Raw genomic sequence first — 22,181 nt, 5'->3', positions numbered from 1 at the left:
TGTATGCCGGAGGCTTGGCACATCTGCGTGGATTGGTGCATGGGGCCAAGAGCCGAAGAGATCGAAACGGCGTCTTCTCAAGGCCTTTCCCTGTCCCATGCCGAGTTCCGAAGCCTGTATTGCGACATCTACCAAACCGTGGATGGGGAATTCGTTGGTTTGAGAGACGGCAAGCCGATCTTCGAGCTTGTGGCAGTGGATTCCTCATACTGGGAGATCACAGGACCGCAGGAGTTCGAGTCGTACATGCTCCAAACCTACGGGGCGTTTCGACCAAGCAGGTAGTCCGGGGCCAAGCGCCGGACACTGGTCTGGCGATGCGACTCCTTCCGGCCGCAGCGATGGCTCGGTGCGTTGCCGAGCGAGGCCCGCTTACCTTCAAGCCACTCTTGCAATTTCGCCCCGAGTTTGCATTCGGCCACCTTCTCCGCGCTGTAAATCTCTACAGTAAATGCCCTTCTCCCCCAACGACCCGCTATGTGGGCAAGGAAGGCAGCACACACGACACGCTGAACGGATGGATGAACGAATCAACCGCTTCGCCTCGCGGCGGGCCGTCGATGCATCGGGCATCGCGGCGAACGTGGGGCACAAAAGGCGACGGCCAAGGTGCTGACACACCCTGGCCGTCTAACCACATGACGTGCACAACTTTGGAAAGAGAGCACACCAAATGGCTAGACGGATTATGGCCCGGCGTCGCACGCCGGTATCTCGCAGCGCGGCAGCACCCGCCTACACCGGACCGGGGCCGAAGGATCTTCTGGAGAACAAGTTGGAGCAGTTGAACTCGCTGCTTTGGTCCTGCCATGGAAGTGGGAATCGGTGGCGTGAAGATGCAGAGGGAGCGCATCTCAACAATGTGATCTGGTTGGCCTATGAGCTGGCCCGGGAAGCGAGGGAGTTGTTTCAACGATCGGAAACCTGATCACGTTGCAACGATGGGTGCAGGCGGCTGTCTGGTTGGAGCCGGCTGCAGCCGACGCACCATCAGCGGCCCGAAGCGAAGTTCACTCCTTGAACGGCATGGGCCAGTGCTCCAGCCCTTCCTTTCCGTACTCTCGAAGGTACTCATCCTCATCTGCTGCGAGCTCTTCCAAAACTCGACGCGAATCCTCCGTCCCGATTCGGGCCAGCGCATAGGCACATTTCCGTTGAAACGCGTGAAGGTTATGCCAGCGAACCAGTTCCGGAAAAGGCATATGGACCGCCTTTGCGATGGCGGGCACTGCAGCCGAGTCACCGATGAGCCCTAGCTCAAACACAATATCCTCGTGCCGGTCGTGCCCCTCCTCGACCAGCAGACGTATCAAGAGCGCCGATCGTGTCGAACCGTCCTCCTGGCAAGCGTCCAGTTCTTCCAGAAGGGCGGAAATCTCATTCAAAGGTTCCGCTCGCAAGGCCGGCGCTCCTTTCAGTCACTTCGTGAGTCCAAACAACCATTCGGCCCAACCGAATCTCGTTGACGACCATCCAACTCTGGCCGGCAGCCGCACGTATCCTCAGCCGCCAACGTCGAACACTTCTTGCTCTTCGACTTCCGACAAATTTTTCCTGTCTAAGCTCGTTAAAGAAGAGTTGGAAAAAGAAAAAAATCTCGAAGCACGACACCGAGCAGTCACTTTGAAGTATCTGCTTGAATTCGACGCATTGATTCATTCAGGACCCCCGAAGGTGGCTGCCGATGATAGATGCGGAGGTTGCCTCGTTCGGCGTCAATGAGCGCACCCACCATGACCCCGGCGATCGCTCCACCTGCAACAGATGAAGGAGTGGCGGCAGGCGAATTCAAGGCCAACTGAGTTCCGATAAGTCCTGGATCTGGCGGGGCTGAATTCTGAGTGATCCCGTTCCTGAGCTTTAGCTGCGCTCCCTGATACACGTAAAACTGCATTTCAGGGCTTCCCGCCTTAGAGACAAAAATTCCGCACGGCTGCTCGAAGATCTTTCCAAGCGCGATGCGTTGATCATCCGCAGAAACCGCGATGGCTTCGTAGCTGAAGCACCCTGGCGGCCCTTTGAAGTAGGTTCCCTCTGCGCTTTCGTATTCGGCGACGTAGCTTCCCGAAGCAATCGTTCCTCGAAATGTGAGGGGGCGGAACGGGGCCTCTTGGTATGTCCACTCCGCAGGCTTCGTCAGAAGCATCTCGTTCGGAGAGCTGGGTCTACGCAGAGAAGCGGGGTTGACTCCGGTGCATGCGGCCACCAGACCTGCCAGACATATTGAAAAGATGAGATGTAGTCCCGTTCGAGACCGGTGGAGCTTCGCCAGCATTACGGTTTTCCTATCGCTTCTTCGAAGCTCCAAGTAGATCAGAAAGAGCTGTTCCTCACGACATTCTGTCTTCATGCATCAGAAATGCGTCACGCCTTTTTCCGTCGTTGATCACGAGGCCATCGACCATTTCTTGCCGCTGGCGACTGATGCTGATTCGTCGGTGCGCAACCCACGTCACCGTCCACCCACCCCCTCCACCACCCTCTCCCTCACCCACCGATGCCCCGCATCCCGATGCTTCCTCTCATGCCAAAGCATCGCCATCTCATACCCAGGCACCTCCAGTGGCGCCTCCACCACGCGTAGCCCCGCGGCCCCGCGCGCCAGCCGCTCGGGCAGCATCGCGACCATGTCGGTGGTCTGCAGTACCGAGATCATGAAAAGGAAGTGCGGCACCGAGAGCGCCACGCGCCGCGTGAGGCCCTTCTCGGCCAGCGCTTCGTCGGTGGGCCCGCTGAAGCCGCCGCCGCCGAGCGACACCACGACGTGCTCGAGCGCGCAGAACTGCGCGAGGGTTGGGCGACGCTTCAGCCGCGGATGGCCGGCGCGGCCGGCGAGCACATAGCGTTCGTGGAACAGCACGCGCCGGTGCAGGCCCGGCGGCGCTCCTACGCTGGTGTGAAAGAACAGGTCGACCTCGCCCTGCTCCAGCTGCCGCGCCATGCGCAGCGGCACGGCCTCGACCACGGCCAGACGGGTGTGGGGGGCGGCGGCGCGGATGGCGGCGAGCGCGGGCAACAGGATGGCCGACTCGGCATAGTCGGCGGCGGCCACGCGCCAGGTGGTGGTGGCCTCGGCGGGGTCGAAGGGCTTGCTGGGCGCGACGGCGCGGCCCAGCGATTCGAGGGCCTCGCGCAGCGGCTCGCGCAACTCGTCGGCGCGCGCGGTGGGCCGCATGCCGCGCTGGGCGGGCACGAGCAGCGGGTCCTTGAACACCTCGCGCAGCTTGGCGAGCTGCACGCTCACCGAAGGCTGCGACAGGTTCAGTCGCTCGGCCGCGCGGGTGACGTTGCGCTCGGCCAGCAGGGTGTCGAGGGTGAGCAGCAGGTTGAGGTCGAGGCGGCTCAAATTGTTCATGGCAATTCCTGGAATTCGAACTATTCATTTCCAATATATCGCCACGCTGCCTAACCTGCGGTCATCGCTCCTCTTCCTTTCTTCCGACCTCAGGTGAATCCATGAACGTACTCCTCGTGCTCGCGCATCCCGAACCCGCCTCGCTCAACGGCTCGCTGCATCGCTTCATGCGCGAACGGCTCGAGGCGCAGGGTCATTCGGTGCGCACTTCCGATCTCTATGCGATGCGCTGGAAGCCGACGCTCGAAGCGGCGGACTTTCCGGCACGCGACGCGGCCGCCCCCTTCGACCCCGCGCTCGATTCGCTGCGCGCCTTCGAAACCGGCAAGCAGGCGGCCGACATCGAGGCCGAGCAGCAGAAGCTGCTGTGGGCCGACGCGGTGATCCTGCAGTTTCCGCTCTGGTGGTATTCGATGCCGGCGATCCTCAAGGGCTGGATCGAGCGCATCTATGCCTATGGCTTCGCCTACGGGGTGGGCGAGCATTCCGACAGCCACTGGGGCGACCGCTTCGGCGAAGGCTCGATGGCGGGCAAGCGCGCGATGGTGGTCACCACGACGGGCGGCTGGGCCTCGCACTACGCCCCGCGCGGCATCAACGGGCCGATGGACGACCTGCTGTTCCCGATCCACCACGGGATCCTCTACTACCCGGGCTTCGAGGTGCTGCCGCCCTACGTGGTGCATCGCACGGGCAAGGTCGACGCGGCGGCCTATGCGCGCATCGAGCAGGAACTGGGGGCGAGGATGGACACGCTGTTCAGCACGGCGCCGATCCCGTTTCGCCGCCAGAACCATGGCGACTACGAGATTCCCGCCCTCACCCTGCGGCCCGACATCGCGCCGGGCCGCTCGGGCTTCGGGGTGCACCAGGCACCGGCCGAAACCCAGGCTGCCGCCGAGGCTTAGGGCAGCACGGGGGTCGCAGCCGCTGCGGCGATCGCCGCGTCGGCATCCACGCGCAGCATGAAGCGCCGGGCGACGAGGTCGTTGGCGGCGGCGGTCACGGCCGACACGTAGCCCGCCTGGTCGGTGTAGCGCTCCTGCAGCGACAGGCGCGGATCGCCGCTGCCGGTGCGCGCGGCCGTGGTCCTGGCGAACGGGAAGTACGCGCCGAACAGGCCGGCCTGGTCGATGGTGGCGGGCTTGCTGGTGTAGTTCCAGCCGGTGTTGGTGCCCAGGGGCACGGCCACGTCGAGGCTGCGGATGCCGGCGATGTCGTTGCCGTCGACATCGACCTGCGGCACGAGGATGGCGTAGTCGCGGCCCAGGTAGGCCGGCGGCACCTGGTTGGGGATGCCGCTCTCGTCCTGCGGACGGTAGCTCGGGCCCCAGTCGAGCAGCGAGAAGGTGTTGACCAGGCCGGTGTAGCCCACGCCCGGAATGGCCGGGAACTTCACCTGGTGCGGCCGCACCAGGGTGCTGTCGGCGAGCTTGGGCACCTGGCTGTCGGGCGGGTTGGTGCCCTTCACGACCCAGTCCTCGAGGTTCTGGTAGAGCGCGCGCACCACCGGGATCACGCCGGCATTGCCGTTGGTGGCGTAGAGCGCGCCGGCCGCGCTGCCGGGCATCGATGGCAGGCCCAGCAGGTGATGGCTGCTGGCGTAGTAGTACACGCGCGCATTGGCGGGCTGCGCGAGGTCGGTGGTGCCCCAGGCGTCGGTCAGGAGCGGCGAGCCCTGCAGCACGTAGAACTCGGTGCCGCTGAAGCCGATGAAGAGCTTGGGGCAGGTGCCGGTGGCTTCGCAGCGCGACAGGATGCCGCCGCGGCGCTGGGCCACGTCGTCGACGTAGTCCTTCGACAGGCCGCGCGTGCCGGCCTGGCCGAAGGCGGTGTGGTCGCTGCGCACGCCACCGCCGCCGCCCGGAATGGCGAAGCGGGTGTTGATGTTGGTCTGGCGCGCGGCGATCTGCGCGAACACGCCGTCGAACACCTTGCGGCCCGCGCGGTCCTCGTTGAAGCCGAGATGAACGAAGGTCTTCATGAAGTTGCCGCACTGCGACACGCCCGATGCAATGGTGTTGCGGATGGCGCTGGCCACGGGGTTGGCGGTGCCGGCGGCATCGCTGGCCTCGTGGTGGAAGAAGGCGATCATGTCGCGCAGCGCCGCGAGGCCCAGGCCCATGACCTTGGGGTCCTTGGCGACGTAGACGAGCTCGTACATGTAGGCCGGGTCCCAGCCGGCCTTGAGGCACACGCTGGTCTCGTCGGGCGTGCCCGGGAACGGGTTGCCGGCAGCGCACTTGGCGAACTTCCATTCGCTGGCCGGGATGAGCTGGCGCGCGTCTTCCTCGTTGATGCGGCGCGTGAGCACGTAGCCCGGCTTGGTGTTGTCGAGGCTGGCGGTGGCGTAGGCCTGCATCGCGGCATTGAACGGGCCGCCGGGCAGCGGCAGCGAATCGCCGGTGGCCACGGTGGGCAGCAGCTCGGCGCGGTACGGGCCGGTGATGGTGCTGCCATCAGGGTTCTTCGCCACGGGCACGGTCAGCGTGACCTTGCCGGCCGCGGCGGGCACGTCGCCCTGCCAGGCGGCCGTGAGGAACACGTAGCCGCGCGAGGCGAAGTAGGGATCGAGGTTGACGATGTTGCCGCGGTTGGGCGCGTCGTAGCGCAGCACGCCGCTGGCCTTGCTCATGTCCTTGGGCTTGAAGAGCACGAACTCGGACTTGTACTCGACCTTGCCGTTGGCATTGGTCGGCGCGAGCGCGAGGTCCTGGATGATGGCGTTGTGCGTGTCCTTCGGGTCGACCTCGCCGGTGAAGGTGCCGGTGATCTTCTCGTAGGCGCCGGCGCTGCCGAAGCTGCCGGGCACGTCCTCGGTCCTGGCGATCGAGAGCGTGTACTTGGGCGCGCTGGCCGCGGGCGGTGGGTTGCTGGCGGGCGGGTTGCTGGCGGGCGGGGGCAGCAGCAGGCCGCCGCCGCCTCCACCGCTGCCGCCGCAGGCGGTCAGGAAAAGCGCGGCCGTGACCGCGCTGGCAGCCGCGAGGCTCCATCGATTCATGTCTGTCTCCTGTGGTTGTGATGTATCGGCGCCGGGCGCCTGTGTGCGGCACGATGCGCGCCGCCGCCGCGCGGCCGGCAAGCCGGTCGGCGGGTGTCGTGGAGCCGGGGAAGAAAACCCCGGCCCTGGAACTCGTTTACTCGGCCTCGATGCCGGCCGCCTTCACGATGCGGCCCCACTTCTGCGATTCACCGGCCTGGAACTTCGCCAGTTCCTCGGGCGAGGTGGTGAAGACCTCGGTGCCGCTCGGCTCGTAGAAGGTGGTTTTCGCGCTGTCGCTCTTCGCGGCCTTCACCAGCAGTTCGTTGAGGCGCTTGACCACGGCCGGCGGGGTCTTCGCGGGCGCGTAGGCGGCGAACCAGTAGCCCATCTCGTAGCCCTTGACGCCGGCCTCGGCGATGGTGGGCACGTCGGGCGCGAGCGGCGAGCGGCTGGCGCTCGACATGCCGAGCGCGCGCAGCTTGCCGCCCTTGACCTGCGGCAGGCCGGTGGCGGTGTCGGTGATCATCATGTCGATCTGGCCGCCGAGCAGGTCGGTCACGGCCAGGGTGTTGCTCTTGTAGGGCACGTGCAGCAGCTTGATGTCGGCCATCTGCTGCAGCAACTCGCCGGCCATGCGGCTCGACGAACTGCCGCTGCCGAAGCTCAGCTTGCCCGGCTCCTTCTTCGCGAGCGCGATGAAGTCGGCCACGCTCTTCACGTTCGAGGACGGGTTCACCACCATGATCTGCCCGCCCTTGCCCAGGCCGGCGACGGGCGCGAAGTCCTTCACCGGGTCGTAGGGCAGCTTCTTGTAGAGATGCTCGTTGGCCGCGTGCGTGGTGTTGGTGGTGATGAGCACGGTGTAGCCGTCGGCCGGCGCCTTGGCGACGAACTGCGAGGCGATGAAGCCGCTGGCGCCGGCACGGTTGTCGATGACGACGGCCTGTTTGGTCTCGGCCGTGATGACGTTGCCGAGGGCACGCGCGATCTGGTCGGTGGCGGTGCCGGCCGCGAAGGGCACGACGAAGGTGATCGGCTTCTCGGGGAAGGACTGCGCCTGGCCCAGCAGCGGGGCCAGGGCCAGCGCGGCGCCGAGCAGGGTGAGGGAACGTCGGTTCATGGTCTTGTTGTCTCCGGGATCGATGGTTGGAAATTCGGTGAAGGGTTGCTTCGGCGCTCAGGGGCCGGCCAGATGGTGCGCAAGCTCGCTCGGCACGCGCACGGGCATGTCGAGCAGCAGGAACGAGAGCGCCTTGCCGTGGGTGTCGAGGTTGAGCGCATCGTTGACGCCGCCGTCGAGCACGGCGTCGAGCACGAAGTTCATGGCGTGCAGCTTCGGCAGCAGGAAGCGCTGCACCTGCGAGGGCGCGCGGTGGCGGAACTGCTCGGCCACGCGCTCGGGCGTGAGCTGCTCGGCGAGCACGGGATAGAGCGCGGGATGCCAGGCGATGACGCTGATGTTCGAGCGATCGCCCTTGTCGCCGGTGCGGCCGTGGGCGGCGCGGTAAAGAGGGACTTCGAGGTTCATGGCTTGGCTCCTTCCCCCTCTGGGGGAAGGTCGGGATGGGGGCAGCGGGCGGTGGAGAGGCAACGGCGGTCGCGAAGGCCCGGTGCCCCCACCCCGGCCCTCCCCCAGAGGGGGAGGGAGAAAGACACGGGCTTGCTCATGCGCCCTCTCCTTCATCGAGCAGCTCGAAGCGCACCGGCACCGCCTCGCGCGGCAGCAGGCACGAGATGGTGTTGAGCCGCGGCGTGAGCGCGGTGCGCACGCCGCCGCCGCCCGCGGGCCCGCAGGTGTAGAGGGCCGTGACCTCGCGTGCCAGCCGCTCGGCCTGCGCGCGCTCGGCATGGGTGGCGGCCACGCGCAGCCGCACGTCGCGCAATCCGCTGTCGGGCGTGGCCGCGAGCGCCTGGCCGGCGTCGTCGCCGAAGATGCTCAGCGCGCCGATCAGGTCCACGCGCAGCGCGAGCCCCTCGAGCCGTTCGCGCAGCACCTGCGCCGCGAGCCGTGCCCGTGCCTCGGCACGCGGGCCGGCATAGGAGATCTCGCCCTCGGCGAGCCAGCCGCCCTCGTGGCAGACGTTGACCTTGTAGTGCGCGGGCCGCGCATGGCCGCGCACGCCCGAGAATGCCACGCGGTCGGGCCCGGGCAGCGCATGCACCTCGGCCTCGGCGATGTCGGCCACCACGTCGGGCGTGAGGTAGGCGGCGGGGTCGTGCACCTCGTAGAGCAGCTGCTCCTTCACCGTGGCCTCGCTCACGAGGCCACCGGTGCCGTCGGCCTTGCCGATGGTGCAGTGGCCATCGGCATCGATCTCGGCAATGGGAAAGCCCACGGCCGCGAGGCCCGGCACGTCCTTGTAGCCGGGGTCGGCGAAATAGCCGCCGCAGACCTGCGCGCCGCATTCGAGCAGGTGCCCGGCCATGGTCGCGCGGCCGAGCCGGTGCCAGTCGTCGGCGCGCCAGCCGAAGTGCGACAGCACGGGGCCGACGGTCAGCGAGGGATCGGCCACGCGGCCGCACACCACCACCTGCGCGCCCGCGTCGAGTGCGGCGGCGATCGGCTCGGCGCCGATGTAGGCATTGGCGCTGACCACCTGCAGCCCGTCCATCGCGGCGCCGAGCGCCTCGCGCAGCAGCGCGCGGTGGGCCGGGCCCGAGAGGTCGTCGCCCTCCACCACCGCGATGCGCGGCACCGGCGCGCCGAGCTCGCGGGCCATGCGCGCGATGTGGCGCGCGGCGGCGCGCGGGTTGGCGGCGCCGAAGTTGCTGACGATGCGGATGCCGTGGGCGAGGCAGCGCGCGAGCACGGGGCGCAGCATGGCGTCGAGCAGCGGTTCGTAGCCGGCCTCGGGGTCGGCACGGCGGCGCAGCTGGGCCAGCGCGAGGGTGCGCTCGGCCAGCGTCTCGAAGATCAGGAAGGCGCGCTGCCCGGCGGGGCCGTGGCGCAGGCGCGCGATCAGGGTGTCGACCACCGGTCCGGCGGCGTCGGTGCGGTCGCCGGAGAAACCGGCGGCGCATCCGATCAGGAGGGGCGGCGATGCGGGGGAGTCCATGGCCGGCGACTGTAGGCACCCGTACCTGATCCGTAAAATCGAAAGTTCAGATCGATTGATCTGGATTTCGAATAACAACGGCCGAGCCCCGGAGACAAGCGATGAGCACCAGCAGCGCCACCGCGCGCAAGACACCCGATCTCTCGACCCGCCAGTTGCGCGCCTTCCTCGCGCTGGCCGAGCTGCGCAGCTTCACGCGCGCGGCGCAGGCCAGCCACCTGTCGCAACCGGCCTTCAGCGCGCTGATCCGCACGCTCGAGGACGCGGTGGGCACGCGGCTGTTCGACCGCGACACGCGCAGCGTGCAGCTCACGCCCGAGGGGCGGCTGTTCGAGGGCTCGGCGCGCCGGCTGCTCGACGACATGGGCGGCGCCATGGCCGACCTGGCCGACCACGTGGAGCGCCGCAAGGGCCGGGTGCGCGTGGCCGCCCTGCCCTCGCTGGCCGCGGGCTGGCTGCCGAGCGTGTTCGCCGAGTTCATGCAGGCCTGGCCCGGCATCCGCATCGATCTCGACGATGCGCTGTCCGACGCCTGCATCGCGCTGGTGCGCAGCGGCCAGGCCGACTTTGCGCTCGCGGCCTCGGGCGCGGGCGAGGCGGCCTACAGCGACCTGCGCGGCCAGCGGCTGTGCGCCGACCGCTTCCACCTGGTGTGCCGCACCGACCATCCGCTCGCGCGCGAGACCCGGCTCACGGCCAAGAAGCTCGCGCCCTGGCCCTTCATCCAGATGGCGCGCAACAGCAGCGTGCGGCAGGCGCTCGACGTGGCGCTGCATCCGCTGCGGCTCAACGCGGTGTTCGAGGTCGAGCACCTGGCCACGGTGATGGGGCTGGTCGAGGCCGGGCTCGGCATCAGCGTGGTGCCGGCGCTCACGCTGTTCCACTTCCGGCGCGAGACGCTGGTGACGCGGCCGCTGCCGCTGCCCGCGCTCACGCGCACGGTCTACCTGGTGCAGCGCAGCGAGGGCAGCCTGTCGGTGGCGGCGCAGACGCTGCACGACCTGATCGTGGCGCGGCTGGGCAAGCTCAAGCTCGACGACTTCTGATCAGCCCTCGCCGCCGGCCGCCCTGGCCGCCGCGGCCACCATCTCGCGCAGCCAGGCATGCGCGGCGTCGTGGTCGTTGCGCCCGTGCCAGACCGCGCGCGTGACCACGGTGGCGGCGCGGTACGGCGGCTGGCGCTGCAGCAGTTCGCCGGCGCGCGCGAGGTAGGCGCCGAGCGAGGCCGGCACGATCGACAGCATGTCGCTCTCGCGCAGCAGCGCGGGAATGGCCAGCGAATGCGGCACGGTCACGCGCAGGCGCGGCGCCTGGCCGATCGCGGCCAGGGCCTCGGCGAGCGCGGAGCGGTCGAACATCTCGGACTGGCGCGCGAGGCCGCGCTCGAGGATGAAGCCGTCGACGGCGCCCTCCTCCTGCCCGCCGAGCGAGGTGGTGACCAGCGCGTACTTCGCGAGGTCGCGCACCGCGAGCTTGCGCCTGGCCGCCGGATGGCCCTTTCGCATCAGGATCACCTCGCCCTGCGACAGCAGCGTGCGCGCATTGAGCCGCGCCGGCACCTGCGAGAAGGTGCCGATCGCGAGGTCGATGCGGCCCAGGTCGATCTGCTCGGCGAGGTCGAGCCGGGTCGACGGCCGGATCACCAGGTCGACCCCGGGCGCGGCCTGCTGCAGCGCGCGCGTGAGGCCGGCGACGATGACCGCCGTGATGTGGTCGTTGGCCGCGATCGTGAAGCGGCGCGACGACAGCGCGGGCTCGAAGGGCTCGACGCCGAGCGTGGCCTCGATGCGGCGCAGCGCATCGCGCAGCGCGGGCGCCATCGCGCTCGCGCGGCCGGTGGGCTGCATGCCCTTGCCGGTGCGCACGAACAGTTCGTCGCCCACCAGCTCGCGCAGCCGCGTGAGCGCATGGCTCACGGCCGACTGGCTGAGGTTGAGCCGGCGGCCGGCCAGGATCAGATTGCGGTCCTCGAAGACCGCGTCGAAGACCTTCAGCAGGTTGAGGTCCATGCGTCCGATGCTCATGGCGCGCTTCTTCGTGAGTTGAATGCCGTGCATTTTGCGCTTGCAAAAGCGCCAGTTCCATTCAATTCGGGGCCGGCCGATCATTCAGCCACTTCACACCACGAGGCCCGCCATGAACGCACTCACACGCCGCCGCTTCACGCAGGCCGCGCTCGCCCTTCCGGCCGCCGGCTGGCTGCCGCGCGCCTTCGCGCAGTCGCAGGGCAGCCCGGGCAAGCTGCTGGTCGGCTACCCGGCCGGCGGCACGCTCGACACCACGGCGCGGCAGCTCGCCGAGGCCTGGCGCAAGCAGGGCCGGCACTACATCGTCGACAACCGCGCAGGCGCGGCCGGGCGCATCGCGAGTGGCCAGCTCAAGCGCGAGAAGCCCGATGCGAGCGTGCTGCTGTGCACGCAGGCCTCGGCGCTCACGATCTACCCGCATGTCTACAGCAAGCTGGCCTACGACCCGGCCACCGACTTCGTGCCGGTCTCGCCGCTGGTGATCGCGACCTGCGCGCTCGCGGTGAGCGCAGCGGTGCCGGCCTCGGTGAAGACACTGCAGGACTACGTGGCGTGGGTGCGCGCCACGCCCACGGGTGCCAGCTACGCCTCGCCGGCCGCGGGATCGGTGGCGCACTTCCTCGGCTGGCAGCTGTCGGAGGCCGGCGGGCTCAAGCTGCAGCACGTGGGCTACCGCGGCTCGGCGCCGGCGATGCAGGACCTGCTGGGCGGCCAGATCCCGGCCTACCTCGGCTTCGTGGCCGACTTCCTGCCCTACCTGCAGCAGGGCAAGCTGCGCATCCTCGCCGTGAGCGGCGAGCAGCGCTCGCGCTTCATGCCGGCCGTGCCCACCTTCGCCGAGCAGGGCTTCGCGCAGATCCGCGGCGCCGAGAACTACGGCGTGTTCGCGCCGCCCGGCACGCCCGAGGCCGGCGTGCGCGCGCTGCACGAGGCGATGGTCGTGGCCAGCAAGGACCCGGGCCTGCGCGCGGCCTTCGACCAGGTCGGGCTCGAGGTCCACACGCTGGCGCCCGACGACTACGCACGCCAGATCCGGCGCGAGCGCGAAGCCTGGGGACCCGTGGTGCGGGCCTCGGGCTTCCGCTCGGATGAATGAACCCTCCAACCCCACGAGCAAAGACATGAGCACGACACACACCGACCGCGAGGCACTGATCGAGCGAAGCCTTCCCTTCCTCGAGGAGATCAAGGACATGACCACGGGCACCGAGGTCGAGCAGTGGCTCAACCGCACCCATGGCCCCGACAGCGCGCTCTACCGGTCGCTCGCGCGGCTGGTGAGGCAAGGCGTGCGCGACGGCTGGGCCGCCAATGTCGAGCTCGACGGCCCGGTCTACCGCCGCAGTCGCATCGCCGAGCCCTCGGAGCGCACCTTGGGCTTCAGCATCACGGCCGTCTACATGGACAGCACCGGCAACACGCAGGGCAACCCCGGCCACGCCTACCGCGGCCAGTACCACGCCCATCCCTACGGCGAGTTCAACATGGTGGTGCCGCTCGACGACGGCGCCGCGCTCAACGGACCCAACGGCTGGTGCGAAGCCGGCTGGACCGCGCCCGCGCCGGGCAGCCACCACTACCCCGAGGCGCGCGGCGGCGCGGTGATCGCGCTGTTCTTCCTGCCGGCGGGGCGCATCGCCTACCACCCGGCGCCACGGGACTGAGCGATGCAGCGGGCCGACGCTCCCACCGCCAGCGCACGCCATGTCGACGCGGTGCTGCGCGCGCGCCGCTCGGTGCGCGCCTATTCGCCACGGCCGCTGCCGCAGGCGCTGGTGCGCGAGATCCTGCAGGTGGCGGCCACGGCGCCGAGCAATTCGAACACCCAGCCCTGGCGCGTGCACGTGCTCGCCGGCGCGCCGCTGAAGGCACTCGGCGATGCGCTCGACGCGGCCTTCGTGGCGGGCGATTTCGAGGCGCCCGCGCACTTTCCCGATCCGCTGCCCGGCCCCTTCTGCGATCACCAGTCGGCCTTCGCGGCGTGCTACTACGGCGCGCTGGGCATCGACCGCGCGGACGCCGCGGCCCGCGCGCGGCAGACGCGGCGCAACTACGGCTTCTTCGGCGCGCCGGTCGGGCTGATCTTCGGCATCGATGCGCGGCTCGCGCGCCACAGCTGGCTCGACCTTGGCCTGTTCGTGCAGAACGTGATGATCGCGGCCAAGGCGCGCGGCATCGACACCTGCCCGCAGGTCTCGTTCGCGCCCTTCCATGCGCTGATCGCCGCGCGGCTGGGCATGCCTCCCGAGGAGGTCACGGCCTGCGGCATGTCGATGGGCTGGGGCGATCCGTCGGCCGAGGTCAACCGGATGGCGATGCCGCGGCGCGCGGTCGAGGACTTCGCGCGCTTCGAGGGATTCGACGAAGCCTCGACCAGTTGAGACAAGCCGAACCGCCCACCGCTGGCCACAATGAAGCCCCCACCCGTGGAGGCCGCATCGATGGCACAGGCGCATGCAGCATGACGAACAGAAGGCGCTGATCCGGCGCGCGCTGGCATTGATCGCCAGCGGCGGCAGCGAGCGCGGCGAACCCTCGCTGAGCCCGGTGTCGCGCTACCTCGACCCCGAGCGCCATGCGCGCGAGGTCGAGCGCATCTTCCGCCGCCATCCGCTGGCGCTGTGCCCCTCGGCCGCGCTCGCGCGGCCCGGCGACACGCTGGCCATCGACGCGGCCGGCATGCCGCTGCTGCTGGTGCGCACGCGCGAGGGCGAGCTGCGCGGCTTCGTCAACGCCTGTCGCCATCGCGGCGCGCGGCTGCGGCCGGCCGGCGCGTCGAACCAGCGCGTGTTCGTGTGCCCGTACCACAGCTGGACCTACGGGCTCGACGGCAGCCTGCGCGGGCGGCCCGGCGAGGCCGACTTTCCGCATGCGCCGGCCGCCGACTGCCAGCTCGCGCGCGTGCCGGTGGCCGAGGCGCTGGGCTTCGTCTGGGCGATTCCGCGCGTGGCCGATGGCGAGGACGATGCGCGCATCGACATGCAAGGCTGGCTCGGCCGCTTCGGCGCCGACCTGCGCCACTGGGGCTACGACCGCTGGGTGCCGTTCGACCAGCGCGAGTTCGCGAACGCCGCCAACTGGAAGATCCCGTTCGAGGCCAACCTCGAGACCTACCACTTCCAGTACGCGCACCGCGACAGCATCGCGCAGATGTTCCACGACAACCTGCTGATCGCCGACCACGAGGGCGCGCACCAGCGCCTCTTCCTGCCCAAGCGCGGCATCGAGCGGCTGAGCGAGCTGCCCGAGGACCAGTGGCAGCTCGGGCCGCATTCGAACGTCATCTACTACTTCTTTCCGGCCACCTTCATCCTGCACGAGGGCGACCATGCGAACGCCTTCACCGTGCTGCCCGAGGCCCCCGAGCGCTCGCGCGTGATCGCGACCATGCTGATCCCCGAGCCGCCCGCGAACGAGAAGGCGCAGCGGCACTGGCGCCGCAACCTCGACTCGTACTGGGGCGCGCTGGCCGAGGACTTCGCGCTCGGCGTGTCGGTGCAGTCCACGCTCGCGAGCGGCGCGCAGTCCTCGCTGTACCTCGGCGCGACCGAGTGCTGCTCGGCGAAGTTCCACGCGGACGTGGAAGCGGCGATCGCCTGAGACAACCCCTCGGCCATCGTCGCGGCATGGGTCGGCTTGACATGCAGGTATTTGCCTGCATATCATCCGCTCACGCACGAACAACGACGAATGGACGCTGACAAGGTTTTCAAGGCACTGGGCGACCCGACCCGCAGGAAGCTGCTCGATCTGCTGCACGACCACAACGGGCAGACGCTCGGCGAGCTCTGCGAGCACCTGGACATGGCGCGGCAATCGGTCACGCAGCACATCGGGCTGCTCGAGGCGGCCAACCTGGTGACCACGGTCTGGCGCGGCCGCGAGAAGCTGCACTTCATCAACCCGGTGCCGCTGCACGAGGTCTACGAGCGTTGGGTGCGCAAGTTCGAACATCAGCGGCTCACGCTGCTGCACGACCTCAAGAAGGAACTCGAAGGAGAGTGACGATGAAGCCAGAGAAGATCAGCTATGTCTACGTGACCTACATCCGCTCGACGCCCGAGAAGGTGTTCGAGGCCATCACCCGGCCCGAGATCGCGCGGCGCTACTGGGGCCACGAGAACGTCTCCGACTGGAAACCCGGCTCGCCGTGGCAGCACGTACGCGCCAACGACGAGCGCCCGGTCGAGCTGGTGGGCCAGGTGGTCGAGATCGCGCCGCCGACGCGGCTGGTCATCACCTGGGCCGGCGCCTCGCAGGCGGCCGATCCCCAGGCCTACAGCCGCGTGGCCTTCGACATCGTGCCGTACGAGGACATGGTGCGGCTCACCGTCACGCACGACGAGCTCGAGGCCGGCAGCGGCATGGCCAAGGGCATCCAGCAGGGCTGGCCGATCGTGCTGTCGAGCCTCAAGTCGCTGCTCGAGACCGGCGAGGGCATCGACGTCTTCGCGAAGCCCAAGGCGGCCTGAGGCCGCGCACCCGGAGAAACGCCATGACCCAGCCCTACACCGGCGGTTGCGCCTGCGGCGCGATCCGCTACAGCACGCCGCATGCGCCGATCTTCCAGAACCATTGCCAGTGCAGCGACTGCCGGCGGCGCAGCGGCACCGGGCATGGCTCGTACCTGACCTTTCCGGCGCGCGCCGACATGGCGATCACCGGCGCGGCCAGCGAATGGGCGATCGCGGCCGACAGCGGCCAGCAGAAGCGCCATGCCTTCTGCCCGGTCTGCGGCACGCCGCTGTTCGTGCGTTTCTCGGGCATGCCCGAGCTGATCGCGGTGCATGCGGGCAGCCTCGACGAACCCGAACGCTTCGCGCCGCAGGTGCTCACGTACCGCGTGCGCGGGCTGGCGTGGGATGCGCTCGATCCCGCGCTGCAGGCCTTCGAGCGGATGCCGACGGCCTAGCCGAATCAGGCCAGCGCGTCGGGCACGCCCGGCACCGCGGGCTTCACGCTGTCGTCGGCGGGCGGAATCGGAATCATCGTGTCCCCTGCTTCGGCAGCAGCGACCGCCGAAGCCACCGATCCCGCGGCCTCGGCCAGCGCCGCCTGCGCGGTCGGGTTCGGCGTCGGGTCGCCGATCTTGCGCAGCGTGTTGCGGTCGGTGTGCGCAAAGGGCTCGGGCTTGCCGCGCACGTCGAGCAGCGTGGTCTGCTCGTACGACCAGCTGCCGTCGTCGTGGATCGTCACGTCGATGGTGTAGCGCAGGGTCTTGAACGCATGCTCGAGGAAGGGATTGGCGACGATGCCGTTGGTGTCGCCGCCGCGCACGGCCTCGAGGCGGAAGCTGCGCGCATCGGGCGCGGCCTGGCCGGTGGCCATGGCCGTGAGGCCGCGCGGGATCGACAGCGTCTGCACCAGCGCGCCGGTGGCCGGCTCCCAGAGCCAGTAGCCGACCTGGTCGTGGAAGGTCTCGACATCGTCGGGCTTCACGATGCGCAGGTGGTAGCGCAGGCCGTAGAAGATCTGCGGGCCGTTGGTCTGCGCGTCGATCGGCTGGAACTCGGCATGCTCGATGAAGGCCTCGGCCTCGGGGCCGTCCTCCTTCGGGCTCACGTCGTGGCCCATGGTGCCCATCCAGATGCCGGCCAGGCCGGTCAGCGGGCCGAGGTTGGCGAGCGTGTGCGGATCGGGCTCGGGTTCGGTGTAGATGTCCTGCGGAAAATCGGCCATGGGGCACTCCTCTTGTTCGTTGTTCGTGATGCGGTGGGGAAACGGATCGGGGGCCGCCATCATTGGTCGAGCCGGATGCCGACCTTGGCGATGATCGCGCCCCATTTGCGGCCTTCGCTGTCGATGAAGGCCCTGAATTCCTCGGGCGAGCCGCCACCCACGGCCAGCCCCTGGTTGGCGAGCAGCTCGCGCACGGCGGGATCGCGCAGCACGGCGTTGACGTCGGCATTGATGCGGCGCACCACCTCGCCCGGCGTGCCGGCGGGCGCGAACAGGCCGTTCCAGGCCAGCGACTCGAAGCCCGGGTAGCCCGACTCGGCGACCGTCGGCAACTCCTTCATGAGCTCGAAGCGCTGCGCACTGGTGATCGCGATCAGCTTCACGCGCTGGCCCTGGATCAGCGGCAGCAGCGCGGGCGCCACGGTGAACAGCGCCTGCGTGTCGCCCGAGGCCAGCGAGAGCCCGGCCGGCGGCGAACCCGCGTAGGGCACGTGCACCGCCTCGATGTGCGTGACGCTGCGCAGCAGCTCCATCGTGAGGTGCGAGGAACTGCCCGCGCCCACCGAGGCATAGCTGAAGCGGTCGCGCTGCCCCTTCACCCAGGCGATGAACTCGGGCAGCGTGTTCGCCGGGTTGCTGGCCTGCACCGCGAGCACGTTGGGCTGCGAGGTGGTCAGCACGATCGGCAGCAGGTCGCGCGCCGGTGCGTACGGCATGCGCGCGTACATGTAGGGGCCGAAGGCGATCGGGCCATTGAAGCCGATGCCCAGCACATGGCCGTCGGGCGGCGCCTTCGCCACCGCGTCCATGCCGATCAGCCCGCCCGCGCCGGCCTTGGTCTCGACCACCACCGGCTGCTTCCACACGGTGCGCAGGCGGTCGGCCAGGGTGCGCGCAATGAGGTCGAGCGAGCTGCCCGCGGGCGCGGGCACGACGATGCGCACGGGCTTCACGGGCCAGTCCTGGGCCTGCGCGCCCAGCGACAGCGTGCAGGCGCACAGCAGCGCGGCGAGGCGGTGGAGCAAGCGGGCCATGGCAGTCTCAACGCGCGGGCGACGCCGCGTGGAAGCGCTCGCGCGCCTGCCCCAGCAGCTCGACGCAGCGCGCATCGAACTCCGGCGTGTAGCGCACGTCGGGCACCACGATGTTGAAGGCCGCGGGCGCGGCCGGGTCGCCCGAATCGATGGCGATGGCGATGCCCACCACGCCCGGCGTGTGCTCGCCGCGCGAATAGGCGATGCCGCTTTCGCCGACCTCGTCGAGCTGGCGCTTGAGCACCGCGAGCGTGGTGGCGGTGGCGGGCGTCTGGGCCTGCAGCCGCACGTTCTTGAGGTAGGCCTGGCGCCGCGCCGCGGGCATGGCCGCGAGGATCGCCTTGCCGGCCGAGGTCGAGTAGAGCGGGAAGCTGTCGCCCACCGCCATGCGGTAGGACAGCGGCGCGCGCGACTCGGCCACGCAGGCGCGCTCGACCTCGTCGCCGCGCAGCACCGAGAACGAGGTGGCCTCACCCGCGGTGCGCGCGAGCCAGTCGACGATGGGCCGCGCCTGCGCCATCAGCCGTTCGCGCAGGCCGCTGCCGCGCACCAGCTCGAACACGGCCGGGCCCAGCGCATAGGTGCTCTGCGCGCCGTCGAAGCCGAGGAACTCGCGCGCCACCAGGTTGCGCAGCAGGTGCGTGAGGCTGCTCTTGGGAATGCCGAGCGCGATGCCGATCTCGTGATGGGTCAGCGCCCCGCCCTGGCGCGCGAGGAGCTGGAGGATGTCGAGCACCCGGTCCGCCGACTTCACGGCGGCCGATTCGGGGGGCTTGCTGTCTGCTGCGTCCATGGGTGCCTGTGCTGTGAGGTGCGCCGATTCTAGGAAGCGCGCGGCCCGCGTCCCATCGATCGATGCGCCGGGTGTTTGACAGCCGCGACTTGCGTGTTTATATTCTGGAACAGTTCATATACATGAACAAACACCGATTCCAGGCCACCTCGCGTTCAAGCATCGAAACACCTCGCCGTCTTATGCAGCGCCTCTATTTCCACGAGATCCTCGACCCCGTGCGCCAGCCCGGCGCCCACACCCGCTACCTCGAGACCCTGGGCCGCCTGGTGCGCACCGAGGGCAATGCGCGCGGCTCGGCCAGCAACGGCTGCATGGCGGCCTGGGTGCCGGTGTTCCTCACGGGCCGCTGGCCCGAGATCGTGACCTTCTGGGAGATGCAGGGCGGCTGGGAGGGCTTCGGGCGCCACTTCGATGCCACTCCCGACCTGTTCCACGAGCCGCTCGAGCGCTTCTACGGCGAGCGCACGGGCGGCTTCGACCGCGTGCTGGTGGCGGCCGACTACAGCATCGACCGCGCGCGGCTGCTGGCCGAGGGCGTGCGCGCGCCGGTGGTGCTGCAGCAGACCATCGGCCTCGAGGCCGGCGGCGCATCCGACTACCTCGCGCGGCTCGGCGAGGCCGCCGCGCGCATCGAGGGCCCGGGCGCGCCGCGCCTGTTCGGCGCCTACGAGACCGCGCTGCGCAACGGCAGCGAGGCGCTGGTGCTGTGGGCCTTCGACGACTTCGCCGCGCTCGCGGCGTTGCAGGCGCGGCCCGATGCGGTGCCCGGCTGGGCCGACTGGGCGCGCGCCGCGCGGCAATACGAACGCACGCACACCGGCCTGGTGCTGCGGCCGGCCGACTGGTCGCCGCTGCGCTGAATCCCCTTTTCTTTTTTCATGACCTTCGAACCTGGAGACAACCCAATGGAACGCAGACGATTCCTCGAAAGCAGCGGCGCGCTCGGTGCCGCGGCGGCGGCCACGGTCGCCTCGGCGGCCGCGACCGCCCTGCCCGGCTGCAGCAGCGCCGCGCCGGCACCGCGCCCCTCGGGCAAGACCTTCGTGCTGGTGCACGGTGCCTGGCACGGCGCCTGGTCGTGGGAGCGGCTGACCCCGCTGCTGCGCGCCCGGGGCCACGAGGTGCGCGTGCTCACGCTCGCGGGCGTCGGCGAACGCATCGGCGAGATCTCGACCGCGATCGACCTCGAGACCCACATCGCCGACGTGACCGGCTTCATCCGCAGCCAGGACCTGCGCCAGGTGGTGCTGGTGGGCCACAGCTATGGCGGCTACCCGATCACGGGCGCGCTCGACCGGCTCGCGGCCGAGCGCCGCATCGACACGATGGCGTACCTCGATGCCTTCGCGCCGCACAACGGCGAACGCATGCTCGACTACCTCGACGCCACCGGCAAGGCCGAGCTGCAGGCCGCGTACCGCGCGGGCAATCCGCGCTGGCCCAAGCTGCCGGCCAAGGCCTTCGGCCTCGGCAATCCGGCCGACATCGCCTGGGTCGACGCGCGCCTGACCGACCACCCGAACGGCACCTACCTGCAGCCGATCTCGCTGCGCGCCGCGCCCGGCGCGGCGGCGCGCAAGCGGCTCTACATCGCGGCCTCGGCGCCCGCCATGCCGGTGTTCGACGCGCACAAGGCGCGGCTGCGCAACGACCCGGCCTGGACCTTCGTCGAGGTGCAGGGCGGCCACGACGCGATGGTCGACCACGCCGACACGATCGCGCGGCTGCTCGATGCGCATGCCTGATTCCCCTCACCTCCTTCTCTTGCTCCCATGAAGTTCCTTCCCCAACCCGCCGCCGCGATCGCCTGCCTGGCGCTGGCCGGCGCCGCGCACGCGCAGCCCGCGCCCATGCCCACGCTGCTCGAGGCCGCCACCGCGATCCGCGAGAAAACCACCACCAGCTGCGAACTGGTCGAGCGCTCGCTGCACGCGGCCGACCTGCACCAGGACCTGCACGCCTTCATCACCATCGACCGCGTCGGCGCGCGCCGCGCCTGCGCCGAGGCCGACCGCGCCGTGGCGCAGGGCCGCAGGCTCGGGCGGCTGCATGGCGTGCCGGTCGCGATCAAGGACAACATCCTCGTCAAGGGCCTGCCCTTCACCGGCGGCACGCGCGCGCTGCAGGGCTATGTGGCGACGCAGGACGCGCCGGCCGTGGCGCGGCTGCGCGCCGAGGGCGCGATCGTGATCGGCAAGCTCAACCTGCACGAGCTGGCCTTCGGCGCCACCGGCAACAACTTCGCCTATGGCGCGGTGGGCAATGCCTACGACCCGAGCCGCTTCGCCGGCGGCTCCAGCGGCGGCTCGGGCGCGGCCGTGGGCGCGCGCATCGTGCCGGCCGCGCTCGGCACCGACACCGGCGGCTCGGTGCGCATCCCGGCCGCGCTCAACGGCATCGTGGGGCTGCGGCCGACCGCGGGCCGCTATTCGGGCGAAGGCGTGCTGCCGGTCTCGACCGCGCGCGACACCATCGGCCCGCTGGCACGCAGCGTGGCCGACCTGGCGCTGCTCGACGAAATCCTCTCGGGCAGCCGCGGCGAGGTGCAGCCGAAGCCGCCCGCCGGCCTGCGCCTGGGCGTGGCGCGCGCGGCCTTCTACGACAACGCCGACGAGGCGACGCGACGCGCCTTCGACGCCGCGCTCGACAAGCTCAAGGGCGCGGGCGCGCAGATCGTCGAGATCGAGATCCCGCTGCTGCGCGAGGTCGCGGCCAGGGTCGCGCCGGTCACCGACTACGAGGCGCGCGTGGGCATCGCCGCCTTTCTCGCGAAGTACAAGACCGGCGTGAGCCTCGACCGGCTGGTGGCCGACATCGCGAGCCCCGACGTGGCAGCGGGCTTTCGCAACCGCATCGTGTCGGCCAGCGCGCCGACGCGCGAGGCCTACGAGACCGCGCTCAAGGTCGAGCGGCCGAAGCTGCAGGCGCTGCTGCGCGGCGCGTTCGAGAGCAACCGGCTCGACGCCCTGCTCTACCCCGTGACGCTGGCGCCGGCGCTGCCGATCCGCGGCACCGAGATGAGCGTGACGATCAACGGCCGCACCACCAGCACGCTGGCCGCCTACATCGCCAACACCGGCCCCACCAGCACGGCCGTGCTGCCGGGCGTCACGGTGCCGATCGCGCTGTCCGACGAGGGCCTGCCGATCGGCCTGGCCATCGACGGCCTGTGGAACAGCGACCGCGCGCTGCTCGCGATCGCGATGGGCATGGAAACGATCTTCCCGGCGCTGCCGGCTCCCAAGCAATGA

22 protein-coding genes and 1 pseudogene are annotated in these 22,181 nt (G+C 69.7%); 12 read left to right on the top strand and 11 right to left on the bottom strand.

From position 1 onward, the window contains the following. Positions 1-1,010: 1,010 nt before the first annotated feature. The 3 genes from R0232_RS13245 to R0232_RS13235 all read right to left on the bottom strand — a co-directional run bounded on the left by R0232_RS13245 (position 1,011) and on the right by R0232_RS13235 (position 3,355). Complete coding sequence (locus R0232_RS13245) at positions 1,011-1,400, bottom strand: HEAT repeat domain-containing protein (protein WP_431512392.1); 390 nt, start codon at positions 1,398-1,400, stop codon at positions 1,011-1,013. 218 nt (positions 1,401-1,618) lie between these two features. Continuing rightward, a complete protein-coding gene (locus R0232_RS13240) occupies positions 1,619-2,146 on the bottom strand; it encodes a hypothetical protein (protein WP_431512391.1) in 528 nt (175 codons plus the stop codon). 306 nt (positions 2,147-2,452) lie between these two features. Next, positions 2,453-3,355 carry a LysR family transcriptional regulator gene (locus tag R0232_RS13235; RefSeq protein WP_431512390.1) on the bottom strand — a complete coding sequence of 301 codons (903 nt, stop codon included), beginning with the start codon at positions 3,353-3,355 and terminating at the stop codon, positions 2,453-2,455. A 101-nt stretch (positions 3,356-3,456) separates the two neighbouring features. On the opposite strand from R0232_RS13235, the gene R0232_RS13230 reads away from it, so the two are divergent. Further along, positions 3,457-4,263, top strand: coding sequence for an NAD(P)H-dependent oxidoreductase (locus tag R0232_RS13230; RefSeq protein WP_431512389.1), 807 nt, complete (start codon positions 3,457-3,459; stop codon positions 4,261-4,263). Here R0232_RS13230 and R0232_RS13225 read toward each other — a convergent pair. The 4 genes from R0232_RS13225 to R0232_RS13210 form a co-directional block, all read right to left on the bottom strand. Further along, positions 4,260-6,356 carry an alpha/beta hydrolase domain-containing protein gene (locus R0232_RS13225; protein WP_431512388.1) on the bottom strand — a complete coding sequence of 699 codons (2,097 nt, stop codon included), beginning with the start codon at positions 6,354-6,356 and terminating at the stop codon, positions 4,260-4,262. The genes R0232_RS13230 and R0232_RS13225 overlap by 4 nt on opposite strands. 136 nt (positions 6,357-6,492) lie before the next feature. Beyond that, positions 6,493-7,458, bottom strand: coding sequence for a Bug family tripartite tricarboxylate transporter substrate binding protein (locus R0232_RS13220; protein WP_431512387.1), 966 nt, complete (start codon positions 7,456-7,458; stop codon positions 6,493-6,495). A gap of 57 nt (positions 7,459-7,515) precedes the next feature. After that, positions 7,516-7,866, bottom strand: coding sequence for an AtuA-related protein (locus R0232_RS13215; protein WP_296775390.1), 351 nt, complete (start codon positions 7,864-7,866; stop codon positions 7,516-7,518). Positions 7,867-8,002: 136 nt separating this feature from the next. Next, a complete protein-coding gene (locus R0232_RS13210; RefSeq protein ID WP_431512386.1) occupies positions 8,003-9,394 on the bottom strand; it encodes an acyclic terpene utilization AtuA family protein in 1,392 nt (463 codons plus the stop codon). A gap of 101 nt (positions 9,395-9,495) precedes the next feature. Between R0232_RS13210 and R0232_RS13205 the strand changes: the two genes are divergently transcribed. Continuing rightward, a complete protein-coding gene (locus R0232_RS13205) occupies positions 9,496-10,440 on the top strand; it encodes a LysR family transcriptional regulator (RefSeq protein WP_431512385.1) in 945 nt (314 codons plus the stop codon). Here the strand turns inward: R0232_RS13205 and R0232_RS13200 are convergent, their stop codons facing one another. Then, positions 10,441-11,418 carry a LysR substrate-binding domain-containing protein gene (locus tag R0232_RS13200; RefSeq protein WP_209540799.1) on the bottom strand — a complete coding sequence of 326 codons (978 nt, stop codon included), beginning with the start codon at positions 11,416-11,418 and terminating at the stop codon, positions 10,441-10,443. 112 nt (positions 11,419-11,530) lie between these two features. On the opposite strand from R0232_RS13200, the gene R0232_RS13195 reads away from it, so the two are divergent. From R0232_RS13195 to R0232_RS13165, 7 genes are all read left to right on the top strand, one after another. Next, a complete protein-coding gene (locus R0232_RS13195; RefSeq protein ID WP_431512384.1) occupies positions 11,531-12,517 on the top strand; it encodes a tripartite tricarboxylate transporter substrate-binding protein in 987 nt (328 codons plus the stop codon). A 25-nt stretch (positions 12,518-12,542) separates the two neighbouring features. Next, positions 12,543-13,085 carry a DUF4863 family protein gene (locus tag R0232_RS13190; protein ID WP_431512383.1) on the top strand — a complete coding sequence of 181 codons (543 nt, stop codon included), beginning with the start codon at positions 12,543-12,545 and terminating at the stop codon, positions 13,083-13,085. A 3-nt stretch (positions 13,086-13,088) separates the two neighbouring features. Then, positions 13,089-13,802 carry a nitroreductase gene (locus R0232_RS13185; protein WP_431512382.1) on the top strand — a complete coding sequence of 238 codons (714 nt, stop codon included), beginning with the start codon at positions 13,089-13,091 and terminating at the stop codon, positions 13,800-13,802. A 73-nt stretch (positions 13,803-13,875) separates the two neighbouring features. Further along, the gene (locus tag R0232_RS13180; protein ID WP_431512381.1) at positions 13,876-15,021 is read left to right on the top strand and encodes an aromatic ring-hydroxylating oxygenase subunit alpha; all 1,146 of its coding nucleotides are present in this window, start codon (positions 13,876-13,878) and stop codon (positions 15,019-15,021) included. A 90-nt stretch (positions 15,022-15,111) separates the two neighbouring features. After that, positions 15,112-15,426, top strand: a complete 315-nt coding sequence (locus tag R0232_RS13175) for an ArsR/SmtB family transcription factor (RefSeq protein WP_431512380.1) — start codon at positions 15,112-15,114, stop codon at positions 15,424-15,426. Between the two features lie 2 nt (positions 15,427-15,428). Beyond that, a complete protein-coding gene (locus R0232_RS13170) occupies positions 15,429-15,893 on the top strand; it encodes an SRPBCC family protein (RefSeq protein WP_208509834.1) in 465 nt (154 codons plus the stop codon). A 23-nt stretch (positions 15,894-15,916) separates the two neighbouring features. Beyond that, positions 15,917-16,333 carry a GFA family protein gene (locus R0232_RS13165; protein ID WP_398496652.1) on the top strand — a complete coding sequence of 139 codons (417 nt, stop codon included), beginning with the start codon at positions 15,917-15,919 and terminating at the stop codon, positions 16,331-16,333. A gap of 134 nt (positions 16,334-16,467) precedes the next feature. Here the strand turns inward: R0232_RS13165 and R0232_RS13160 are convergent. The 3 genes and pseudogenes from R0232_RS13160 to R0232_RS13150 all read right to left on the bottom strand — a co-directional run. Continuing rightward, positions 16,468-17,100, bottom strand: a pseudogene (locus R0232_RS13160) (FABP family protein); the annotation flags it as partial. Between the two features lie 59 nt (positions 17,101-17,159). Further along, on the bottom strand, positions 17,160-18,134 hold the full coding sequence (locus R0232_RS13155; protein ID WP_208509831.1) for a Bug family tripartite tricarboxylate transporter substrate binding protein: 975 nt from the start codon (positions 18,132-18,134) through the stop codon (positions 17,160-17,162). 7 nt (positions 18,135-18,141) lie between these two features. Beyond that, positions 18,142-18,927: an IclR family transcriptional regulator gene (locus R0232_RS13150; RefSeq protein WP_431512379.1), complete on the bottom strand. Its 786-nt coding sequence runs from the start codon at positions 18,925-18,927 to the stop codon at positions 18,142-18,144. 182 nt (positions 18,928-19,109) lie between these two features. Here R0232_RS13150 and R0232_RS13145 point away from each other — a divergent pair, with 182 nt between their 5' ends. The 3 genes from R0232_RS13145 to iaaH are packed head-to-tail and all read left to right on the top strand — an operon-like array spanning position 19,110 to position 22,181. Next, positions 19,110-19,790 (top strand): NIPSNAP family protein, encoded by a 681-nt coding sequence (locus tag R0232_RS13145; RefSeq protein WP_431512378.1) that lies wholly within the window; start codon positions 19,110-19,112, stop codon positions 19,788-19,790. Between the two features lie 45 nt (positions 19,791-19,835). After that, positions 19,836-20,675: an alpha/beta hydrolase gene (locus R0232_RS13140; RefSeq protein WP_431512377.1), complete on the top strand. Its 840-nt coding sequence runs from the start codon at positions 19,836-19,838 to the stop codon at positions 20,673-20,675. A gap of 27 nt (positions 20,676-20,702) precedes the next feature. Beyond that, positions 20,703-22,181 (top strand): indoleacetamide hydrolase, encoded by a 1,479-nt coding sequence (iaaH, locus tag R0232_RS13135; RefSeq protein WP_431512376.1) that lies wholly within the window; start codon positions 20,703-20,705, stop codon positions 22,179-22,181.

The sequence above is a fragment of the Variovorax sp. DAIF25 genome, assembly GCF_050711835.1.
Taxonomy (GTDB): Bacteria; Pseudomonadota; Gammaproteobacteria; order Burkholderiales; family Burkholderiaceae_C; genus Variovorax.
The sequence above is the reverse complement of the archived record's forward strand: the minus strand, read 5'-3'. Positions and strand labels throughout refer to the sequence as shown.

Coding starts and splice junctions, on each gene's coding strand:
- R0232_RS13240 (WP_431512391.1), bottom strand. CDS start 2,146: ATGCTTCTGACGAAGCCTGCGGAGTGGACATACCAAGAGGCCCCGTTC.
- R0232_RS13220 (WP_431512387.1), bottom strand. CDS start 7,458: ATGAACCGACGTTCCCTCACCCTGCTCGGCGCCGCGCTGGCCCTGGCC.
- R0232_RS13230 (WP_431512389.1), top strand. CDS start 3,457: ATGAACGTACTCCTCGTGCTCGCGCATCCCGAACCCGCCTCGCTCAAC.
- R0232_RS13180 (WP_431512381.1), top strand. CDS start 13,876: ATGCAGCATGACGAACAGAAGGCGCTGATCCGGCGCGCGCTGGCATTG.
- R0232_RS13175 (WP_431512380.1), top strand. CDS start 15,112: ATGGACGCTGACAAGGTTTTCAAGGCACTGGGCGACCCGACCCGCAGG.
- R0232_RS13195 (WP_431512384.1), top strand. CDS start 11,531: ATGAACGCACTCACACGCCGCCGCTTCACGCAGGCCGCGCTCGCCCTT.
- R0232_RS13190 (WP_431512383.1), top strand. CDS start 12,543: ATGAGCACGACACACACCGACCGCGAGGCACTGATCGAGCGAAGCCTT.
- R0232_RS13210 (WP_431512386.1), bottom strand. CDS start 9,394: ATGGACTCCCCCGCATCGCCGCCCCTCCTGATCGGATGCGCCGCCGGT.
- R0232_RS13140 (WP_431512377.1), top strand. CDS start 19,836: ATGGAACGCAGACGATTCCTCGAAAGCAGCGGCGCGCTCGGTGCCGCG.
- R0232_RS13215 (WP_296775390.1), bottom strand. CDS start 7,866: ATGAACCTCGAAGTCCCTCTTTACCGCGCCGCCCACGGCCGCACCGGC.
- R0232_RS13185 (WP_431512382.1), top strand. CDS start 13,089: ATGCAGCGGGCCGACGCTCCCACCGCCAGCGCACGCCATGTCGACGCG.
- R0232_RS13235 (WP_431512390.1), bottom strand. CDS start 3,355: ATGAACAATTTGAGCCGCCTCGACCTCAACCTGCTGCTCACCCTCGAC.
- R0232_RS13150 (WP_431512379.1), bottom strand. CDS start 18,927: ATGGACGCAGCAGACAGCAAGCCCCCCGAATCGGCCGCCGTGAAGTCG.
- R0232_RS13225 (WP_431512388.1), bottom strand. CDS start 6,356: ATGAATCGATGGAGCCTCGCGGCTGCCAGCGCGGTCACGGCCGCGCTT.
- R0232_RS13205 (WP_431512385.1), top strand. CDS start 9,496: ATGAGCACCAGCAGCGCCACCGCGCGCAAGACACCCGATCTCTCGACC.
- R0232_RS13165 (WP_398496652.1), top strand. CDS start 15,917: ATGACCCAGCCCTACACCGGCGGTTGCGCCTGCGGCGCGATCCGCTAC.
- R0232_RS13145 (WP_431512378.1), top strand. CDS start 19,110: ATGCAGCGCCTCTATTTCCACGAGATCCTCGACCCCGTGCGCCAGCCC.
- R0232_RS13200 (WP_209540799.1), bottom strand. CDS start 11,418: ATGAGCATCGGACGCATGGACCTCAACCTGCTGAAGGTCTTCGACGCG.
- R0232_RS13170 (WP_208509834.1), top strand. CDS start 15,429: ATGAAGCCAGAGAAGATCAGCTATGTCTACGTGACCTACATCCGCTCG.
- R0232_RS13155 (WP_208509831.1), bottom strand. CDS start 18,134: ATGGCCCGCTTGCTCCACCGCCTCGCCGCGCTGCTGTGCGCCTGCACG.
- iaaH (WP_431512376.1), top strand. CDS start 20,703: ATGAAGTTCCTTCCCCAACCCGCCGCCGCGATCGCCTGCCTGGCGCTG.